Origin of the sequence: Auritidibacter sp. NML100628, from assembly GCF_003185985.1 — a bacterium.
Classification (GTDB): Bacteria; Actinomycetota; Actinomycetes; order Actinomycetales; family Micrococcaceae; genus Auritidibacter; species Auritidibacter ignavus.
Genome location: NZ_QHLP01000021.1, coordinates 23,227 through 38,298 on the forward strand (window position 1 = coordinate 23,227; position 15,072 = coordinate 38,298).

The following is a 15,072-nucleotide window of genomic DNA, read 5'->3' on the forward strand; positions in this document are numbered from 1 at the left end:
TGAGCGCATGGTGATCGATGAACCTGCACTACCGGCCACAGCGGCGCAGACCTCGGCGGATCACCCCTGGCCGGTGCGCTTACTGTCGGAGAATCTCAAACACTATATTGATCGGGCCCCGGCGACCTGGGTGGAGGGTCAGCTGATCGAGCATCGCGTGGTACGTGGCAATGCGTGGATGACACTGCGCGATATGGAAGCCGAGATCTCCCTGCCGGTCACTGCCTGGCGCAATGTGGCCTCGCACCTGGATCCTGGAGTGCAACAGGGCGCGCGTGTGGTGGCCTGGGTGAAGCCCAACTTTTACACCAAGACCGGTCGGTTGTCGATGATTGCCCAGGATATTCGGCCGGTAGGCATCGGTGACTTACTGGCCCGAGTCGAGCGCTTGCGACACGCGTTGGCCGAAGAAGGCCTGTTTGCCCAGAAGAAACCGTTGCCCCTGGTGCCAGCACGCATCGGTCTGATTACCGGCAAAGACTCCGACGCGATGAAAGATGTCATGCGCAATACGCTCTTGCGTTGGCCGGCCACTGAATTCACCGTGGTGCACACCGCCGTCCAAGGCGCCCAAGCACCCACCGAGATCATCGAGGCCCTGCACCAGCTTGATGCCGATGAGCGGGTGGATCTGATCGTGATAGCCCGTGGCGGTGGGGCCTTAGAAGAGGTGATCCTGCCATTTTCGGATGAACGGCTCGTGCGCACGGTGGCGGCAGCAACCACCCCGGTGGTCTCGGCAATCGGGCACGAAGCCGACCATCCGGTGCTCGATGATGTGGCTGATCTGCGGGCTTCCACTCCCACCGATGCGGCCAAGCGTATTGTTCCCGACGCGACGGTGGAGGCCGAGAGCATCGCTCAGGCCCGGTTAAGGATGGCCGCTGCGGTGCAGCGGCTCGTCACCGAGCAGGCCACCCACCTGGCTACGGTGCGTTCCCGGCCGGTGCTACTGCATCCTGAAACGATGATCACCACCCGCCACGAGGAACTCACCGGTGTGCTGACACGAGCACGAACGGCCGTGCGTCAGCTGATTTCTCGCGAGCGCGAGGTAGTCGAGCAGGTGATGGCTCGGGTGCGTTCGCTGTCTCCGCAGTCCACACTCAACCGTGGCTATGCGGTGGTGCAGGCTGAGCAGGGCTTGATTCGACGGGCCGATCAGTTACAGGTCGGCACCCCGGTCAACATTTTGCTCTCCAGGGGAGACTTCCACGCCGAAGTCACCTCAATCAACCCCAGCACAGACGACGAAGGATGATGATGACACAAGGATTCTCGACCGCCGATACCTCCGATATTGCCCAGTTGAGCTACGAGCAGGCCCGCACCGAACTGATTGAGACCGTGACCCGGCTGGAATCCGGTGGGGTGGAACTAGAAGAAAGCTTACAACTCTGGGAGCGCGGTGAAGCCCTGGCACAACACTGTCAACGTTGGCTGACCGAGGCCCAGCAACGCATTGACCAGGTCCGTGCCGAGTCCGAGACGACGGCCAGCACCAGCGACACCGATGAGACCGACGAGTAGGACTCAGCCGTGGCGGTAGCCCTCTAAAAACTCGGCGATCCGGTGGATGCCTTCTTCGAGATCACGCACGGCCGGCAAGGTCACCAAGCGGAAATGGTCGGTCGTGTCAAGATTGAAGGCCCGACCGTGTGAGACCAGGATTTTTTGTTGTCGAAGCAGGTCGATCACGAACTTCTCGTCATCGTCAATCGGATACATCTCAGGGTCGAGTTTCGGGAACAGATACATCGCGCCGTGGGCCGGTTGCACGCTCACCCCCGGGATGGCCTGGAGCATTTCGGTGGCCAGGTTGCGCTGTTCCAGCAGTCGTCCACCCGGGAGAATGAGGTCGTTGATGGATTGATACCCGCCCAGCGCCGTCTGGATCGCGTGCTGGGCGGGAACGTTGGCGCACATACGCATATTGGCCAGCAGAGTCAGCCCCTCAAGGAAGTCTTGAGCGCGATATTTGGGCCCGGACACGGCAACCCAACCGGCCCGGTATCCGGCCACCCGGTACGCCTTCGACAGCCCGGAGAACGTCAGGGTGAGCACATCATCAGACAGCCCGGCGACGTTAATGTGGCGTGCTCCGTCGTAGAGAATCTTTTCATAAATCTCATCGGCGAGTAGCACCAGCCCGTGCCGGCGAGCGATCTCGACCATTTCCATTAGTACGTGGCGCGAGTACACCGCCCCGGTGGGATTATTCGGGTTGATCAGCACCAGAGCCTTGGTACGGTCGGTGACCAGAGACTCGATGTGCTCGGTGTCGGGGACCCAGCCTTCCTCTTCCACACACCGGTAGTGCACGGCTTCACCACCGCAGAGCGTGGTGGCCCCGGTCCACAGCGGATAATCCGGCGCGGGAATCAGTACCTGGTCCCCGTCATCGATCAGGGCTTGGAGGACCATGGAGATCATCTCTGAGACCCCGTTACCGATGAAAACATCATCAACCGAGATATCCCGGATGCCACGGGACTCATAGTACTGCGAGACGGCGGTGCGGGCCGAGTAGATACCCTGAGAATCGGAGTACCCCTGGGCATGGGGAAGATGGGAGACCATATCCTTCAGGATCGCCCCGGGGGCGTCAAAACCGAAGGGGGCCGGGTTCCCAATATTCAGTCGCATGATCCGATGCCCGGCGGCTTCGAGACGCTGAGCTTCTTCCAGGATCGGTCCGCGCACATCGTAGCGAACATTATGCAACTTGGATGACTGGCGAATTTCACGCGGTCGTGCTGGTGTCATCGGGACCGACCTCCAGGGTCTAAGGGGTTGTGTTGATTAGAGAGTACTGGGTGCTACGGACGGTTCGTCCAAAATGTCGGAGGCCTCCAGCAAACCCGCTGACGACAACCACGACCGCGCCGCTGAGGCCTCGTCGAGGTCCAATCCCTCAGCGGGCCGCCGGGCCTGGTACACCATCCGGCTCAGGTTGGCAAGTTCTTCCCCGCTCACCGCCTGGTAGAGCTCATGGAGTGGTTCTTCCACCGATGCTTGAATCGACTCCGGGTCACCGATCACCAACATCCGACCTTCCGGGTAGTCGTGGCTTTCCAGCACCCGAAAAGACAGGTCAGCGATGGCTGGATCGGGCGCGTACAGCCACGTCAGGGCATCGGGTTCAGACTGTAACCGGGCCAGCTCCTGCTGGTATCCCGCAAAGGACTGTGGTGATTCCGACCACCCCTGATCACAGGGCTCCAGCTCGGCTGCCACCACCTCCACCAGCTCATCGGTCAGCGCACCGGTTCCCATCTGTAGGTGCTCACACCGCAAGGAAGACTCCTCAGCGCTCTGCGAGGAGGTAGCCGGCGAGACAGCGGAGTCGATGTCAACCGAGTTGTGCAGATCGTCGGCTGATTCCAGTTCGTGGTAAGCAGCCGTGGCGCGGGTAACCACCGGCTGGATACGCAGGGTGGCCTCTGAGGTCGACAGAATATCGGCGGATGTGGAATTGACGATCTGATCCGCCGAGTCGACCGATTCGTCTCCGGACGTGTCCTTCATGGCCTGTTCGGGGTCGTCAGCGGCGACCAGCTGCACCGAGTTGGCCACGACCAGGGTGTTCTCGGCTTCCAGCGCCTCCGAGAGTTGTTGCCCGGAACTGGATTCCAACCCATGGCGCTCAGCGGCAATACCGCGGGTGCTCAGAAACTCCACGGTGGCCACGGCCATGGCTTCATCCAGGGGGTCCGGGCCGGCAAGCACGCGGACGGTAGCGACCGAAGGATCAGGATCGACGGCTTTCTGATCGCCACAGGCGCTCAGGCCCATCACCGCTACCAGAGTGATCGACAGCGCGCGGAGGCTACGGGGCATGCCCACCAGTCTAAAGGTTTCGCCCGACCACGTGCTGAATCACAACACCTCACCACAGTTACTACACTGGGAGTATGGCAGAAACGACGTCGTCTGATTCGGGACGGAAGCTTCCGTTCTCGATGATCAGAAAACTCGACGATATCTTGCACGGCCGTGTCCACCATCTGGTGCGCCACCATGCCGATACCGCCAGTGGCTGGTTGGACCTAGCTCAAGAAGCCGCCTACGCCCAGCGAGTGGAACAGTGCTTAGAGGCCTTGACTCAGCTCGAGCACGCCCCGGGGTCTGATCGACCGGAGGTACGGTTGGCTGCCTATCGCACTCGGGCCTCCGTGCTACATTCGCTGGGTGAGACCCAGCGGGCCGAACAAGATGTGACAGCACGTGCCGAGGTATTGCGTTCGGTAGGCCAGTACCATCAAGCGGATCTGGAAGAGCAACTGGGGACCATGTTGTTTGCTGAACCGGATTCGTTCTCGGCCACGGTCCTGCAGGGTGTCGTCGATACCGAACGGGAGGCGCTCCAACGCCACCGTTACGACACAGTCCTCTCCGATGCCTTGATTGCCCTGGCAACGATTCGGGTCTCCGAACACGCCACCGAGGAAGCCCTGGAGTTGATTACCGAGGCTCTGGACGTCATCCGATGGCGACGCGACGAGGGATTGGTGGTTTCCCGGTCCGCGACCGATACTGCACACATGTTTGCCGCCCACGTTTATTTGATGACCGAACAGTTCAGCGCCGCTGCCGCTACCGCCGGCGAGCTACTCTCGACCGGTTGCCACCGCGCGATTCGGGCTGCGATGTGGATGGTACAGGCCGCAGTGGCCCACCACCGGGAAGACTCTGCCTTAGCCGCCGAGTACGCCGTGCAAGCCCTCGAGACCTACGTGCGGATCGGAGCCCGATCTGGCGCTGCCTCGGCAGCGGGGCTGTGCGCTGCCATGGCCTCCCAGCTGGGCGAGACCTCCGTGGCAGTCACCGCCTGGAAGATTGCCGCGGCCGAAGCCGAGCAAGGCGAAATCCCCGAGTCCGGCGGATTGCTCTTTGCCTTGGGGCATCAGTTGTTAGAGGCGGAGGAGTATAAGGACGCCGAAGAGGTACTCACCGGTCTGGTCCGGCGAGCCGAGATCTCCGGCGACCGTGCCTCTCAGGCTCAGGTGCTGGTGGATTTAGGGCAAGCACTGCGCCGTCAACACCGGACCCAGGAGGCCATCGAGCATTGGCACCAGGCCATTGAGCTGATGCTATCGACTGGGGCCCGCCAGGAGGCGGTGCACGTTTATTTGGCCCTGGGCGCACTGCATTCGACCGAAGACGAGCCCCGGCGTGCGCGCACCGCCGTCCAGCACGCCGTGACAGTAGCCCGTCAACTGCCTACACCCAATATGGTCTTGGCGCAGGCTCTGAACGCGCTGGGTCATTTAATGTGTGACCAGGGCGATCATGAGGGCATTTTGCATCTCAACGAGGCCATTGAGATTGCCCAGCATACCGGGGCCACCTGGTATCAGGCTGACTACATGGACACTCAGGCCCGCGGGTATTGGTCGTTGCACAACGGCGTCAACGCGGTAGCCACCGCGCTGAACGCTGCCGATCTGTTCACCACGGCCGACGATCCCGACGGCGCGGCCCGCGCGGAACTTTTTGCCGGCCACGTCTTGCTGGAACAGGATCGCGAGGTCGAAGCGGCCACCCTATTGTCTCAGTTGCTCGAGACCGAGACGCTGGATACCGGTGCCCGCATTGCTGCACTGATGGGCTTGGCAGAAGCTCAGGAACGCACGGGAGACAATATGGCCGCCCAACAGAGCCGACGGCGGGTCGAAGAATTGGAAGCCCAGGCGCTGAATCGTCGTGATGAGAGTACGTGCTAGCGTGAGCAACTTGATCGAGTAGCTGATCTCACGAGTGCTCAAGGAGTCGCTCGGCCAACTCCAAGCGCTGCTCGGCCGCCTGGACGTCGTGCTCGGACAGTGTGGACAACAGACTCAGTACTACCGCGGCGGCTCGCCCACCCAACCCAGAGGCGTCGACCGGATCCCGAAACGGAGCCGTTCGGGCCATAAGGTTGGGGTGTGTGAGCTGGTCGAAGTACGTCTCGACCAGGCGCCAGCGCTGGTGTAGTGTCACGCTCGTCTCAGAGACCGCCAAGTGACCGATCAAGCAGGCCAAATCGTCAATGTGGTGACCCGGTCCGGCCGCATCCACGTCGAGAATCGATCGGATCGCACCGGTGGTGGGGTCCAGCAGCAGGTGCGCTTCATAGAGGTCACCGTGGACAGCAACCTGGGGGCCGGGATCGGTGGCATCTAGACGGCGATGAATTTCGGTGCTGAGCTGTTCGATCCGGCCAGCCTGACCGAGGAACTGATGCTGTGCCCCGACCGCGAATTCACTGACCCGCTCGGCCCAGGAGGCACGATGGGGCAGATCCACTAGCTGGTCGGGAAGTTGTTCCAACACCGCGCGCAGTTCGCACAGGCTGAAGGCCTCGCCACGACCCGAATTGACCAGTTCGGTCAGCGAGATTCCGCACCCGGCGTCCAGGACCAGGATGTCGCGGGACGGCTCAGCCACGGGAAGCACCACTGGCACGCCGGCTTCTGCGCACACCAGATGCTTCTGGTAGATCTGGTGAGCTTCTCCTTCCGGCAACACTTTCAGAAAGAAGCTATGGTCCTGTCCTCGACCGCGGTGAAAATCCGCCCGTAGCACCGCGCGCCGCAACGGACGGTAGGCCACCATGCGCAGACTGCGTAATTCTCCCAGGTGTTCGAAACGTTGTTGGACGGTACCGGGAGTACTGGCCAATTTCAACCCGGGCAACAACGGGTCAGCCGGATGCTCCCAGAGCTCCAATTCGGTACCATCGTTTGCGGTGATCATCTCTGCCACACCCACCGGCAAGATCTCGGTGGTGATACCCCAGTACCGGCGACGCTCCCGGACACCGTCCACCACAAAGCCTTCGACCAGCCAGGTCAACTCGGGCCCGCGTCGTTGGGTGTCAATCACCGCGGCTCGATCGAGACGAAACCCCTCACGCGCACAATAATCGCCCAAGAGCTCGATCAAGTCATGGCTGTTCATAGCCGATTAGGCTACCAAATCCCAGCCGTATCGGTTCGCGGTGGTCGGCAAATGTCCCCGCCAGACTAGATCGCCCGGCGCCGATCCAGGACTTTGTCGAGGTCGAGTTTGCGGTGGGCCTTGGCAGTGACCTTGGCCTGATACTGCGGGGAAACGCCGTCTTTCAGGTGCGTATCGGCCGACGGTTGCGGAGTAACCTCGGTCGCCAACGGTTCGGGTTGTTCGCGAACGATTTCGGCAGCGTCCAGATACATCGGCCGTGGAATACCCCGGCGGGCGACTGACTTTTTCGGCACCGGGGCTTCTTTGATCCTGAGCTCAACCAGCGGTGTGTGGTCCTGTTCCTCAGACCGGCCCGGCTCGTCAGTAGTGCGCTCTGCTACGGCACCGGCCTGTGCTTGACGATCAAAGACCGGATGGTTGTGCTCAACCTTGGCCGAGCTCTCAGGTGTGCGATCAGCGTCGTGCTCGGTGTCGGTGTCAGCTGACGATCCGGCTTCCACCGTCGTGGCAGGCCGTTCGCTGTGACGCTGAGCATCGGCCCGACGGTACTGATCGCGGATCGCCAGGGCGCGCAGACTGGCCAAGGACGCCACGGAGACCACAAACGACAGCAAGGCCCAGGCCCACATAGCGGCACCAAATAGACCGGCAACAGCAGTCACGATGAAGACCAGGGTCGCCAAGACGGCCACAGCAAAAATTGCTGTTCTCCCCCACCGGATCGTGAACGTCGGGGTTGATGTCTGTTCTGCCATGATTCTCCTTGGAGCGGTGGCGGTCACCTTCGGCCGGCGGACTCGGACGTCTTCGCGACGACCCATCATGATCATCCACACCAGAACTGCAAGCACCACCACCACGGAGGTTGCAATCTGCAGCTCGGGCAGGTATCCCAACGCCTGCGACAGGGATTCCTCGAGCTGGGTTATCCGATGGTCCACTCTTTGAGAGTACTCGCCCAGAATCACACCGGTGTGATTCACCGGTGGTGTGTCACTGCTTTAGCGGAAAATCCGCCTGTAACTGGGCCACAAGTCCATCTAACGGCCACTCTTCCGTGGTGATGGCAAAACTATCGTGATCGGTCCACATGCCATTGATGTGCAGATAGTTTTTTCGCAACCCCTCATACCGCATACCAACTTTTTCGATGACCCGGTGTGAGGCAATGTTCTGCGGAACGATATTGATCTCCACCCGGTGTAATCCCACCCGATCAAACAGATAATCGATCGCCAGCGCAACCGCAGTAGGCACAATATTGCGCCCGGCGAGGCGGTGATCGACCCAATACCCCAACGCGGTAGACCGGACCGAACCCCACTGTACCGGGGCGGCCACCACCTGGCCGGCCACTCGGGCATGGTGCTGACCGGGTTGTTGAACACAGAGCACCCATGGAAAAGAATGCCCGGCGCGGGCGTCGCGATTCATCGCCCGCACCATGTGGCCAAAGGTCGGCAATCGGTCAGCTTCGCCCCATACCGGTGGATGGGTAGCATCCCACGGCTGAAGCCATTGGGCGTTCGCAGCTCTGACGCTATCCCACTCGGCGCGGTCGCGTCGTTTGAGAGGACGCAACACGAGGTTCTGCCACCGCAATGCGACCGGCCATTGCGCCGAGACGCCTTCAAAGATCTGCACCTTACCCATGGTAGAACACAGCCCTCCCTAATGCCCCAGTACGCAGCCCGTTGGCAGCGCTCTGACGAGTATGTCCGCAGATCACGCTCGCTGCCGTTCACGTTGGGAGAAGGTGAGACAATGGAGACGACAGCTAGGTGCGGTCGAGTAGCCAGCGAAGGAGGAGAATGGACAAAAAAGCTTTCCGAACCTTGATGAGACAACGCCGTGTCGCACTGGGCAACGCTGAACGTCTGCGACAGTCACACCTGATCTGCGAACAGTTATTGGGCTGGTACGACGCACAGCGGGATGCCGGTTTAACACCGTTTAGCCGGGTAGCGTCGGTCATCAGCTACGGCACTGAGCCGGATACTACCGAGTTCGTCACCGGACTTCATGAGCGCGGGATCCAGGTAATTGTCCCGGTTCCCTACACCGATCACACGATGCGGTGGGCTGCGTGGACTCCCGATGTCGAGCTGGAAGAAACCGAATTAAAAGGACTCAGCCAGCCCGTTGGCAAGCGTTTTGATCACGACATTCTCACCGAGGTGGAAGCGATCCAGGTTCCAGCGCTCGCCGTCGATTCTCACGGCCACCGCATGGGGCAGGGTGGCGGCTTTTATGACCGTGTTCTCTACCACCTTGCACAGACTCTCGATCGGCCTGTCGTAACCCTCAGTCCCGTGTTCTCGCACGAGTATTACCCGGATTTCTCGCCGATTCCAACCGATGACCACGATCAACCCGTCAACGGCGCAGTCACCACCGCTGGAATCCATTGGACCGTGTCCGGACACGAAAAATGAGACGCGAAATCTGCGGGTAAACTAGCGACGTTATCTTCTCGTTATTTTTTCATTCGGGCCAGGATCAGGAGTGCCTTACTATGCCGATGTATTCATATGTTTGTCGAGACTGCTCTCATGCTTTTGATATTCACCAGTCTTTTTCCGAGGACTCCCTGACAGCCTGCCCCAAGTGCGGTGGCGTCTTACGCAAGAAATTCGGCTCCGTGGGGGTTAGTTTCAAAGGGTCCGGCTTCTACCGGAACGATTCTCGAAGCTCAACGGACTCGTCGTCAGCTTCTTCTTCGAGCGAGGCGAGCTCGGCATCGTCCAGCACGACCTCTTCATCACAGTAAGACATACGGGGACAAAACCGGCAGTGCAGTTATTGCACTATTGACACAGTAGCGATGCTCAAGTCTCAGGAGGACATCAGCGATGTCACCACGTCATCACGCAATCCCAGACCTGACCGATGAATTTGACGAGACCGACGAGTACGTCCTGCCGGATTATCGAGATCCTGAAGCCATCCCTGAACTGTCTGGTTCCCAGCTAGAGCAGATGCTGTCTGTTGCGACCAACCCCGAAACCCCTGAACCAGAAGGCGAGTTGGTCCCTAACGACGCCGTGTCGGAGCAGGACTTAGACGCAGACATAGCCAACAGCGATGATCTGTGGTCCGAGGAGGATGCTTCAGACCCCCAGCTGTAGAAAGCAGCTTCATGCCTGTTGATCCTGCTCAACTCGATCTCATCCATCGTGCTCAACACGGGGACGAAAGCGCCTTCGCCACCTTGGTCGAGGGCGCTTCTCGTCGTATGTGGGCAGTGGTTTACTCGATCACTGGCAATCAGCACGATGCTGAAGACGCCATGCAGAATGCACTAACGTCAGCATGGAGAAATTTGCACAAATTTGAACCGCGCGCCAAGTTCTCAACGTGGGCATACCGGATCGCCGCCAACGCAGCCCTACAGTTTGTTCGTGCACGACGCGATGTCCTAGACGACGAGATCGGGATGACGCAGGCCGATACTAGCCCCACTCCCGACGAGAAAGTCAGTACCGTCATGGTCGTCCGAGCTGCCCTCACCCAGCTAGGGGAAGACTTTCGGGAAGCCCTGATCTTGCGCGAATATGGTGGTCTCACCTACGAAGAGATCGCGACACAACAAAAAATCGGCATTCAAACCGTCAAATCCCGCGTTAACCGCGCTCGCGCGAAGCTCCGTGAAATCCTCATCGAACAAGGTGTTAAGTAGTCGGCCTAAACCTCGGGATACTGGTCCAGGAAGGATCTCATTCGCTCTCGCGCCTTGTCGTCGGTCGCTTCACCCTCATGTTCAGAAGCCGGGATGTATCCGACATCAAACGTCACCATCACCTGCTGGTCTGGATACCAGAGGTAACCGTAGTTGAAGTGTGACTCCCCAGTATCGACAAGGACACCCGCCTCGGGCTTTCCGCCCTCAGCCTCACGCTCCACGACCCGGTCTTGGTCAGCGCTCTCCAGAACATCACGGGCGCCGGTGCCAGCATCACCTTCGAAGAAATATAACACTGAGGGGTCGACGACATCCACGTTCATCGTCATAGCTCGATCATACCTATGGACCTGTGACTGGTTAGTCAGGGGAATTTCACCAATAATCTCTCCGTCTTCAAAAGCTCGGTTGCCCCCAACGCAATAATTCAGCGTCCTATTAATTCTTAATTCGCTGAGGCAGTACTTCAGGATGGGGGGTGCTTCTATCGTTTTCGTCAAGCTGCTGGAACAAGTTGTGCTGGGCGAGATTCGTAGAACGTGCCGTCTCTGAGCATGGCGAACAGGACGTCGGATCGGCGTCGGGCGAGGGCGATGACGGCTTGGTTGTGGCGTTTGCCTTCGGCGCGTTTTTTGTCGTAGTAGGCTCGCGAGGCGGGGTCGCCTTTAATCGAAGCAAAGGCAGATAAGAACAGCACTCGTTTGAGCACTTTGTTGCCGCGCCGAGATGGGGATTCTCCACGGATGGAGGTCCCGGATTGGCGGGTCACGGGTGCGATGCCAGCATATGATGCTAAGTGGGCTGCGGATTGGAAGTCTTTACCGACCACTTCGGTGAGAATGCGTGCGGCAGTCCTGACTCCAACACCGGGCATGGAAGTCAGGACTTCGGTAAGAGGGTGCGCATCAACCACCAACAAAATTTCAGCTTCAACATCACTGCGTTGCTGCGTGAGTTGCTGTAGTTGGGCAGCTAAGCGACCAATAATATGCTCAGCAGCATGAGTGCCGGTCACGATAGTCGTTTGCTCGGCTAATGCCCTAAAGATCTCATCGGTCAACCGTGCTGCCATGCGCGGCGCAAGCTTTTTGAGCCGAGCTCGAACGTGGCCTCGACCGGCGCGTTTCAACCCCGCAGGGGTTGGATACCTGCCGAGTAAATCAACGACTGCTGGGTGTGCCAACCGTGGCCCCAGCACGCGCTCTAATGCTGGATGGATCTGCGTCAGCAGCCCTCTGATCCGATTGCGGACTTGAGTCAGCTGGGCTGCCAGGTCCTCATCAAAACCACACAGCATTGACAACTCCGCGATCTGTTCTTCAGCCACGGTGATACCCCGCAGCGTGTGTGGCATGGTGCGGGCAGTTTCGGCAATGATGTAAGCATCTCGGGCATCCGTCTTCGCCTGACCCGGATGCAGATCAGCGACTCGACGCATCGTCAGTCCTGGCAAATACGCCACCTGAGTATCCATCTGCTGAGCTACAGCGACAACCAGCGCACCGATAGTTTTCGGCTGGTCTACTACGACCAGCAACTCGCCGTGTTTGGCGACAAGATCTGTCAGGAGTTCCTGAATCTTGGGCTCGGATTGTGGCAACGGTTTGTCATGCACTACCCGGCCCTGCTGATTGACTGCGGTGGCGTGATGCTGAGACTTTCCGACGTCGATACCAACGAATACTTGGGGTTCCATATCGATCACCTTCTTGGGTGCGTTCCAATAAAAACAAGGTGACCGGTGGTTCGTGCGTTCACATCCACGTTACGAAGACCCACAAAAATTTGGAGCGTGCTTCTATTAGCGATCCGAACGAACCAGACTGGTTCCGGTGACTACACCCCCCTGATCATCAACGACTGGGGGCAACCATCATGCCGGAACCAGCTGGTTACCTACACTGCATATCCTGCCGGAAAACAGTGACACCTAAAAGGTAACGGGGTGTGTCAAGGGTTGTGGACTGAAGTGTCCCAGGTTTTGTTCCGTCTGAGTAGATGGGAAAATCTGGAACATGCCAAGAAAATTTGACCAGGATGTGAAGGACCGCGTGGTTCGCTTGGTGGAGGATCGCATCCTGGCAGAGAACATGTCGATGCAGGCTGCGTGCCAGGCAGTTGCGCCGAAGCTGGGCGTCTCATGGCATACTGCTCGGCAGTGGACACAAGCGGCTCGCCGTGACGGTCGTATTGCCGAGCTGTTGTCCGAAGACCTCGTGGCAGAGGTAGCCAAGCTTCGGCGTGAGAATCAAGAACTTCGCGACACCAACGAGCTGTTAAAGGCCGCGTCGGTTTTTTTCGCATCGAAACTCGACCCAAAACGTCGGAAATGATCCAGTTCATCGATAAACACCGGAATCATTTCACCGTCGAGTTCATCTGCACGACGTTAAACACACACCGTGTTGGCGGCTTCCTTACTTCTCGTGGGTACCGCCAATCTAAGGCTCGGGGATTAAGTGTCCGTAGCCTTCGTGACGCCGCCCTAGTAGAGCGCATTACCGAAGTTCATCAACAAAACTACGGCGTCTACGGGATTCGCAAAATGTGGCACGCGCTGCGCCGTGAAGGAATCGACATTGGACGTGAACAGACCGCGCGTCTGATGCGCCTTGCAGGTGTGTCTGGCAAAGGTAAAGGCCGGTCTCCCGTGATGACACATAAGCCCAAGGGACCCGACACTCGCCCCGACTTGGTGGGTCGTGAGTTTCGAGCCTGTGGGCCTAATCGGCTATGGGTGGCAAACATTACCTATGTGCGCACCAGAAAAGGGTTTGTGTACGCCGGCTTCGTAACTGATGTGTTCTCCCGGAGGATCGTCGGCTGGGCGTTGTCTGACTCGATGCGCACCGAAGCGTTGCCGTTGCAAGCACTCAATCAAGCCATTGTGTGCGCCAAGAAGACCACCGGTCTAGTTCACCACTCGGATCACGGCTCGCAATATGTGAGCATTATCTACAATGCGCGTCTTGCTGAGCATGGAATTATCGCGTCGACCGGTACTGTTGGTGACTCTTATGACAATGCACTGGCTGAAAACGTCAACGGTTCCTACAAAAACGAGCTGATTCATACCAGGTTGTGGACCGACGTGGTTGATGTTGAGATTGCCACGTTTGAGTGGGTGAATTGGTGGAACGAGTCAAGGCTCCACCAGAGCCTGGGCTACCGCACGCCGGCTGAAGTAGAAGCCGAATTTTGGGAACACCACCCCAGTCGAGAAATAATGGAAATCAAGGCACAAGCCTAGGAACAAAACCCGGGGCACTTCACGCAAAGCCCCCGCGTATCCTGCGCCGTCTAGAAACTCGAGGAACACCGAGTTTGGGTAGTTTCCTCGAGTCTGCGTCTAGAACTATTTGTCTGATCATAGACAGTGCGAGAAGCGCCGTCGGAGGTCAGGCCAACGTCCTCGGAAGCAAATAGAATATCCACCATCAGCCGGATCGCATCACGCGGGGTATAAAACGCACCCGCAGCCTTACCCTTCGTGTCAAAGGCCTTGTACATGACGTGCTGGAACAGGTCGCCCATCTGTGCGTCGGGCAGATCCTGCATGCTCATGTCGATGGTGGCGAAGTGCTTCACAACCGGCCACAAGCGGTGCGCAGTGTCAAGGGTCTTCATCTTCACTGCGAAATCGAAGGCATCCAACACGTCGCGCACGGAGGAAGAAAACGCGCCAACGTAGTCCATCAGCGCGTCGTAGACGTGATCGTCGAGCTTGGCAATGGTGGTCAAGTTCAGCCGGGAGCTATTGAAGAAGGACAAACCGAACTTGCTTTGGACCTCCCAATCAATCATTTCCTCGCTGTACCCCTCCGAGCATGCCTCCTTGGGGCTAAAATCCCTACGGTAAACGTACTGTCCAAAAACATTCTCGGGACACGCACATTCCGTCTCGTCTTCTATTGCAACACCACGGATAGACACCACCCGGTTACGCTCGAACAAAGCATCGAACTCCCCCACGCACTACCCCTTCGCTCCATACGAGAAAAGAAGCTTCCCGTTTTGAGAAGAATCTTTTAAAAAGACCCCCATTTCCGGGACCTGCTCGCCTCCTCGATTCACTCTTCGCCTGCGGCCTCATCGCCTGGGCCGTGCGACTGCCGCCCTTCATTGGGTTCGTCGCCTCCGGCTTCGCACTCAATGCCGCGGGTGTGAAACATGTCGAGTCCCTCGATCTTCTCGCCGTCATCGGCGTGACCCTCATGCTGTTTTCCATCGGCCTGCGTCTACGTACTGGTCATGACACTCATCTGCGCGGGCCTCATCAGCGCCCTTATCGCCGTTGCCCTTTTTAAAGGGTGGCGGACCGTAGTGCCTCATGTCAAACTGAGCGCGAAGGGTAAGTCGTGCCTCACAGATCGTGAGCGCGAGAGGTCGCGTGGCTGCAGTGTCGTGCCTCAGCTAGTTTGAGCGCGAAAACTTGGGTTAGCTGG

The 15,072-nt window shown here is 58.8% G+C and carries 16 protein-coding genes; 8 read left to right on the forward strand and 8 right to left on the reverse strand.

All coding sequences use genetic code 11. The features are described 5' to 3' along the window. Window positions 1-7: 7 nt before the first annotated feature. Together xseA and DCC24_RS11360 are read left to right on the forward strand one after the other, a co-directional pair. Complete coding sequence (gene xseA / locus DCC24_RS11355) at window positions 8-1,261, forward strand: exodeoxyribonuclease VII large subunit (protein ID WP_110100019.1); 1,254 nt, start codon at window positions 8-10, stop codon at window positions 1,259-1,261. After that, window positions 1,258-1,530 carry an exodeoxyribonuclease VII small subunit gene (locus DCC24_RS11360; protein ID WP_233492080.1) on the forward strand — a complete coding sequence of 91 codons (273 nt, stop codon included), beginning with the start codon at window positions 1,258-1,260 and terminating at the stop codon, window positions 1,528-1,530. Before xseA ends, DCC24_RS11360 begins: the two co-directional genes overlap by 4 nt. A 3-nt stretch (window positions 1,531-1,533) precedes the next feature. On the opposite strand, the gene DCC24_RS11365 is transcribed toward DCC24_RS11360, so the two are convergent. Then, entirely contained in the window at window positions 1,534-2,766 is a 1,233-nt protein-coding gene (locus tag DCC24_RS11365) for a pyridoxal phosphate-dependent aminotransferase (protein WP_110100021.1), read from the reverse strand. A 36-nt stretch (window positions 2,767-2,802) separates the two neighbouring features. Then, entirely contained in the window at window positions 2,803-3,840 is a 1,038-nt protein-coding gene (locus tag DCC24_RS11370) for a hypothetical protein (RefSeq protein WP_110100022.1), read from the reverse strand. A gap of 74 nt (window positions 3,841-3,914) precedes the next feature. Here DCC24_RS11370 and DCC24_RS11375 point away from each other — a divergent pair, with 74 nt between their 5' ends. Further along, the gene (locus DCC24_RS11375) at window positions 3,915-5,726 is read left to right on the forward strand and encodes a tetratricopeptide repeat protein (RefSeq protein ID WP_110100023.1); all 1,812 of its coding nucleotides are present in this window, start codon (window positions 3,915-3,917) and stop codon (window positions 5,724-5,726) included. 28 nt (window positions 5,727-5,754) lie between these two features. Here the strand turns inward: DCC24_RS11375 and DCC24_RS11380 are convergent, their stop codons facing one another. The 3 genes from DCC24_RS11380 to DCC24_RS11390 all read right to left on the reverse strand — a co-directional run bounded on the left by DCC24_RS11380 (window position 5,755) and on the right by DCC24_RS11390 (window position 8,598). Further along, complete coding sequence (locus DCC24_RS11380; RefSeq protein WP_110100024.1) at window positions 5,755-6,942, reverse strand: phosphotransferase; 1,188 nt, start codon at window positions 6,940-6,942, stop codon at window positions 5,755-5,757. A 65-nt stretch (window positions 6,943-7,007) separates the two neighbouring features. Then, a complete protein-coding gene (locus tag DCC24_RS11385; protein WP_146206325.1) occupies window positions 7,008-7,886 on the reverse strand; it encodes a UbiA family prenyltransferase in 879 nt (292 codons plus the stop codon). Window positions 7,887-7,938: 52 nt separating this feature from the next. Continuing rightward, window positions 7,939-8,598, reverse strand: coding sequence for a GNAT family N-acetyltransferase (locus tag DCC24_RS11390; RefSeq protein ID WP_110100026.1), 660 nt, complete (start codon window positions 8,596-8,598; stop codon window positions 7,939-7,941). A 158-nt stretch (window positions 8,599-8,756) separates the two neighbouring features. On the opposite strand from DCC24_RS11390, the gene DCC24_RS11395 reads away from it, so the two are divergent. The 4 genes from DCC24_RS11395 to DCC24_RS11410 all read left to right on the forward strand — a co-directional run bounded on the left by DCC24_RS11395 (window position 8,757) and on the right by DCC24_RS11410 (window position 10,624). After that, the gene (locus tag DCC24_RS11395; protein WP_110100027.1) at window positions 8,757-9,380 is read left to right on the forward strand and encodes a 5-formyltetrahydrofolate cyclo-ligase; all 624 of its coding nucleotides are present in this window, start codon (window positions 8,757-8,759) and stop codon (window positions 9,378-9,380) included. 80 nt (window positions 9,381-9,460) lie between these two features. Then, complete coding sequence (locus tag DCC24_RS11400; protein ID WP_110100028.1) at window positions 9,461-9,715, forward strand: FmdB family zinc ribbon protein; 255 nt, start codon at window positions 9,461-9,463, stop codon at window positions 9,713-9,715. Between the two features lie 82 nt (window positions 9,716-9,797). Next, window positions 9,798-10,073 carry a hypothetical protein gene (locus DCC24_RS11405; protein ID WP_110100029.1) on the forward strand — a complete coding sequence of 92 codons (276 nt, stop codon included), beginning with the start codon at window positions 9,798-9,800 and terminating at the stop codon, window positions 10,071-10,073. 11 nt (window positions 10,074-10,084) lie between these two features. Further along, the gene (locus DCC24_RS11410) at window positions 10,085-10,624 is read left to right on the forward strand and encodes an RNA polymerase sigma factor (protein ID WP_110100030.1); all 540 of its coding nucleotides are present in this window, start codon (window positions 10,085-10,087) and stop codon (window positions 10,622-10,624) included. Between the two features lie 5 nt (window positions 10,625-10,629). Here DCC24_RS11410 and DCC24_RS11415 read toward each other — a convergent pair whose 3' ends face one another. Further along, window positions 10,630-10,956 (reverse strand): hypothetical protein, encoded by a 327-nt coding sequence (locus DCC24_RS11415; protein ID WP_110100031.1) that lies wholly within the window; start codon window positions 10,954-10,956, stop codon window positions 10,630-10,632. Between the two features lie 167 nt (window positions 10,957-11,123). Then, window positions 11,124-12,323 carry an IS110 family transposase gene (locus tag DCC24_RS11420; protein WP_110100032.1) on the reverse strand — a complete coding sequence of 400 codons (1,200 nt, stop codon included), beginning with the start codon at window positions 12,321-12,323 and terminating at the stop codon, window positions 11,124-11,126. A 319-nt stretch (window positions 12,324-12,642) separates the two neighbouring features. Here DCC24_RS11420 and DCC24_RS11425 point away from each other — a divergent pair. Then, window positions 12,643-13,877, forward strand: a protein-coding gene (locus DCC24_RS11425) for an IS3 family transposase (protein ID WP_110100033.1) whose coding sequence is annotated in 2 segments (ribosomal slippage) — window positions 12,643-12,919 and window positions 12,919-13,877 — 1,236 coding nt in all. Because the reading frame shifts where the segments join, the coding sequence is not laid out codon by codon here. A gap of 50 nt (window positions 13,878-13,927) precedes the next feature. On the opposite strand, the gene DCC24_RS11430 is transcribed toward DCC24_RS11425, so the two are convergent. Beyond that, window positions 13,928-14,599, reverse strand: a complete 672-nt coding sequence (locus DCC24_RS11430; RefSeq protein ID WP_199446280.1) for a type I restriction-modification system subunit M N-terminal domain-containing protein — start codon at window positions 14,597-14,599, stop codon at window positions 13,928-13,930. Window positions 14,600-15,072 lie beyond the last annotated feature (473 nt).

Bases quoted from the DNA above. Each gene is read 5' to 3' on its own strand.
- xseA (WP_110100019.1), top strand. From the start codon at position 8: ATGGTGATCGATGAACCTGCACTACCGGCCACAGCGGCGCAGACCTCG.
- DCC24_RS11360 (WP_233492080.1), top strand. From the start codon at position 1,258: ATGATGATGACACAAGGATTCTCGACCGCCGATACCTCCGATATTGCC.
- DCC24_RS11365 (WP_110100021.1), bottom strand. From the start codon at position 2,766: ATGACACCAGCACGACCGCGTGAAATTCGCCAGTCATCCAAGTTGCAT.
- DCC24_RS11370 (WP_110100022.1), bottom strand. From the start codon at position 3,840: ATGCCCCGTAGCCTCCGCGCGCTGTCGATCACTCTGGTAGCGGTGATG.
- DCC24_RS11375 (WP_110100023.1), top strand. From the start codon at position 3,915: ATGGCAGAAACGACGTCGTCTGATTCGGGACGGAAGCTTCCGTTCTCG.
- DCC24_RS11380 (WP_110100024.1), bottom strand. From the start codon at position 6,942: ATGAACAGCCATGACTTGATCGAGCTCTTGGGCGATTATTGTGCGCGT.
- DCC24_RS11390 (WP_110100026.1), bottom strand. From the start codon at position 8,598: ATGGGTAAGGTGCAGATCTTTGAAGGCGTCTCGGCGCAATGGCCGGTC.
- DCC24_RS11395 (WP_110100027.1), top strand. From the start codon at position 8,757: ATGGACAAAAAAGCTTTCCGAACCTTGATGAGACAACGCCGTGTCGCA.
- DCC24_RS11400 (WP_110100028.1), top strand. From the start codon at position 9,461: ATGCCGATGTATTCATATGTTTGTCGAGACTGCTCTCATGCTTTTGAT.
- DCC24_RS11405 (WP_110100029.1), top strand. From the start codon at position 9,798: ATGTCACCACGTCATCACGCAATCCCAGACCTGACCGATGAATTTGAC.
- DCC24_RS11410 (WP_110100030.1), top strand. From the start codon at position 10,085: ATGCCTGTTGATCCTGCTCAACTCGATCTCATCCATCGTGCTCAACAC.
- DCC24_RS11415 (WP_110100031.1), bottom strand. From the start codon at position 10,956: ATGACGATGAACGTGGATGTCGTCGACCCCTCAGTGTTATATTTCTTC.
- DCC24_RS11420 (WP_110100032.1), bottom strand. From the start codon at position 12,323: ATGGAACCCCAAGTATTCGTTGGTATCGACGTCGGAAAGTCTCAGCAT.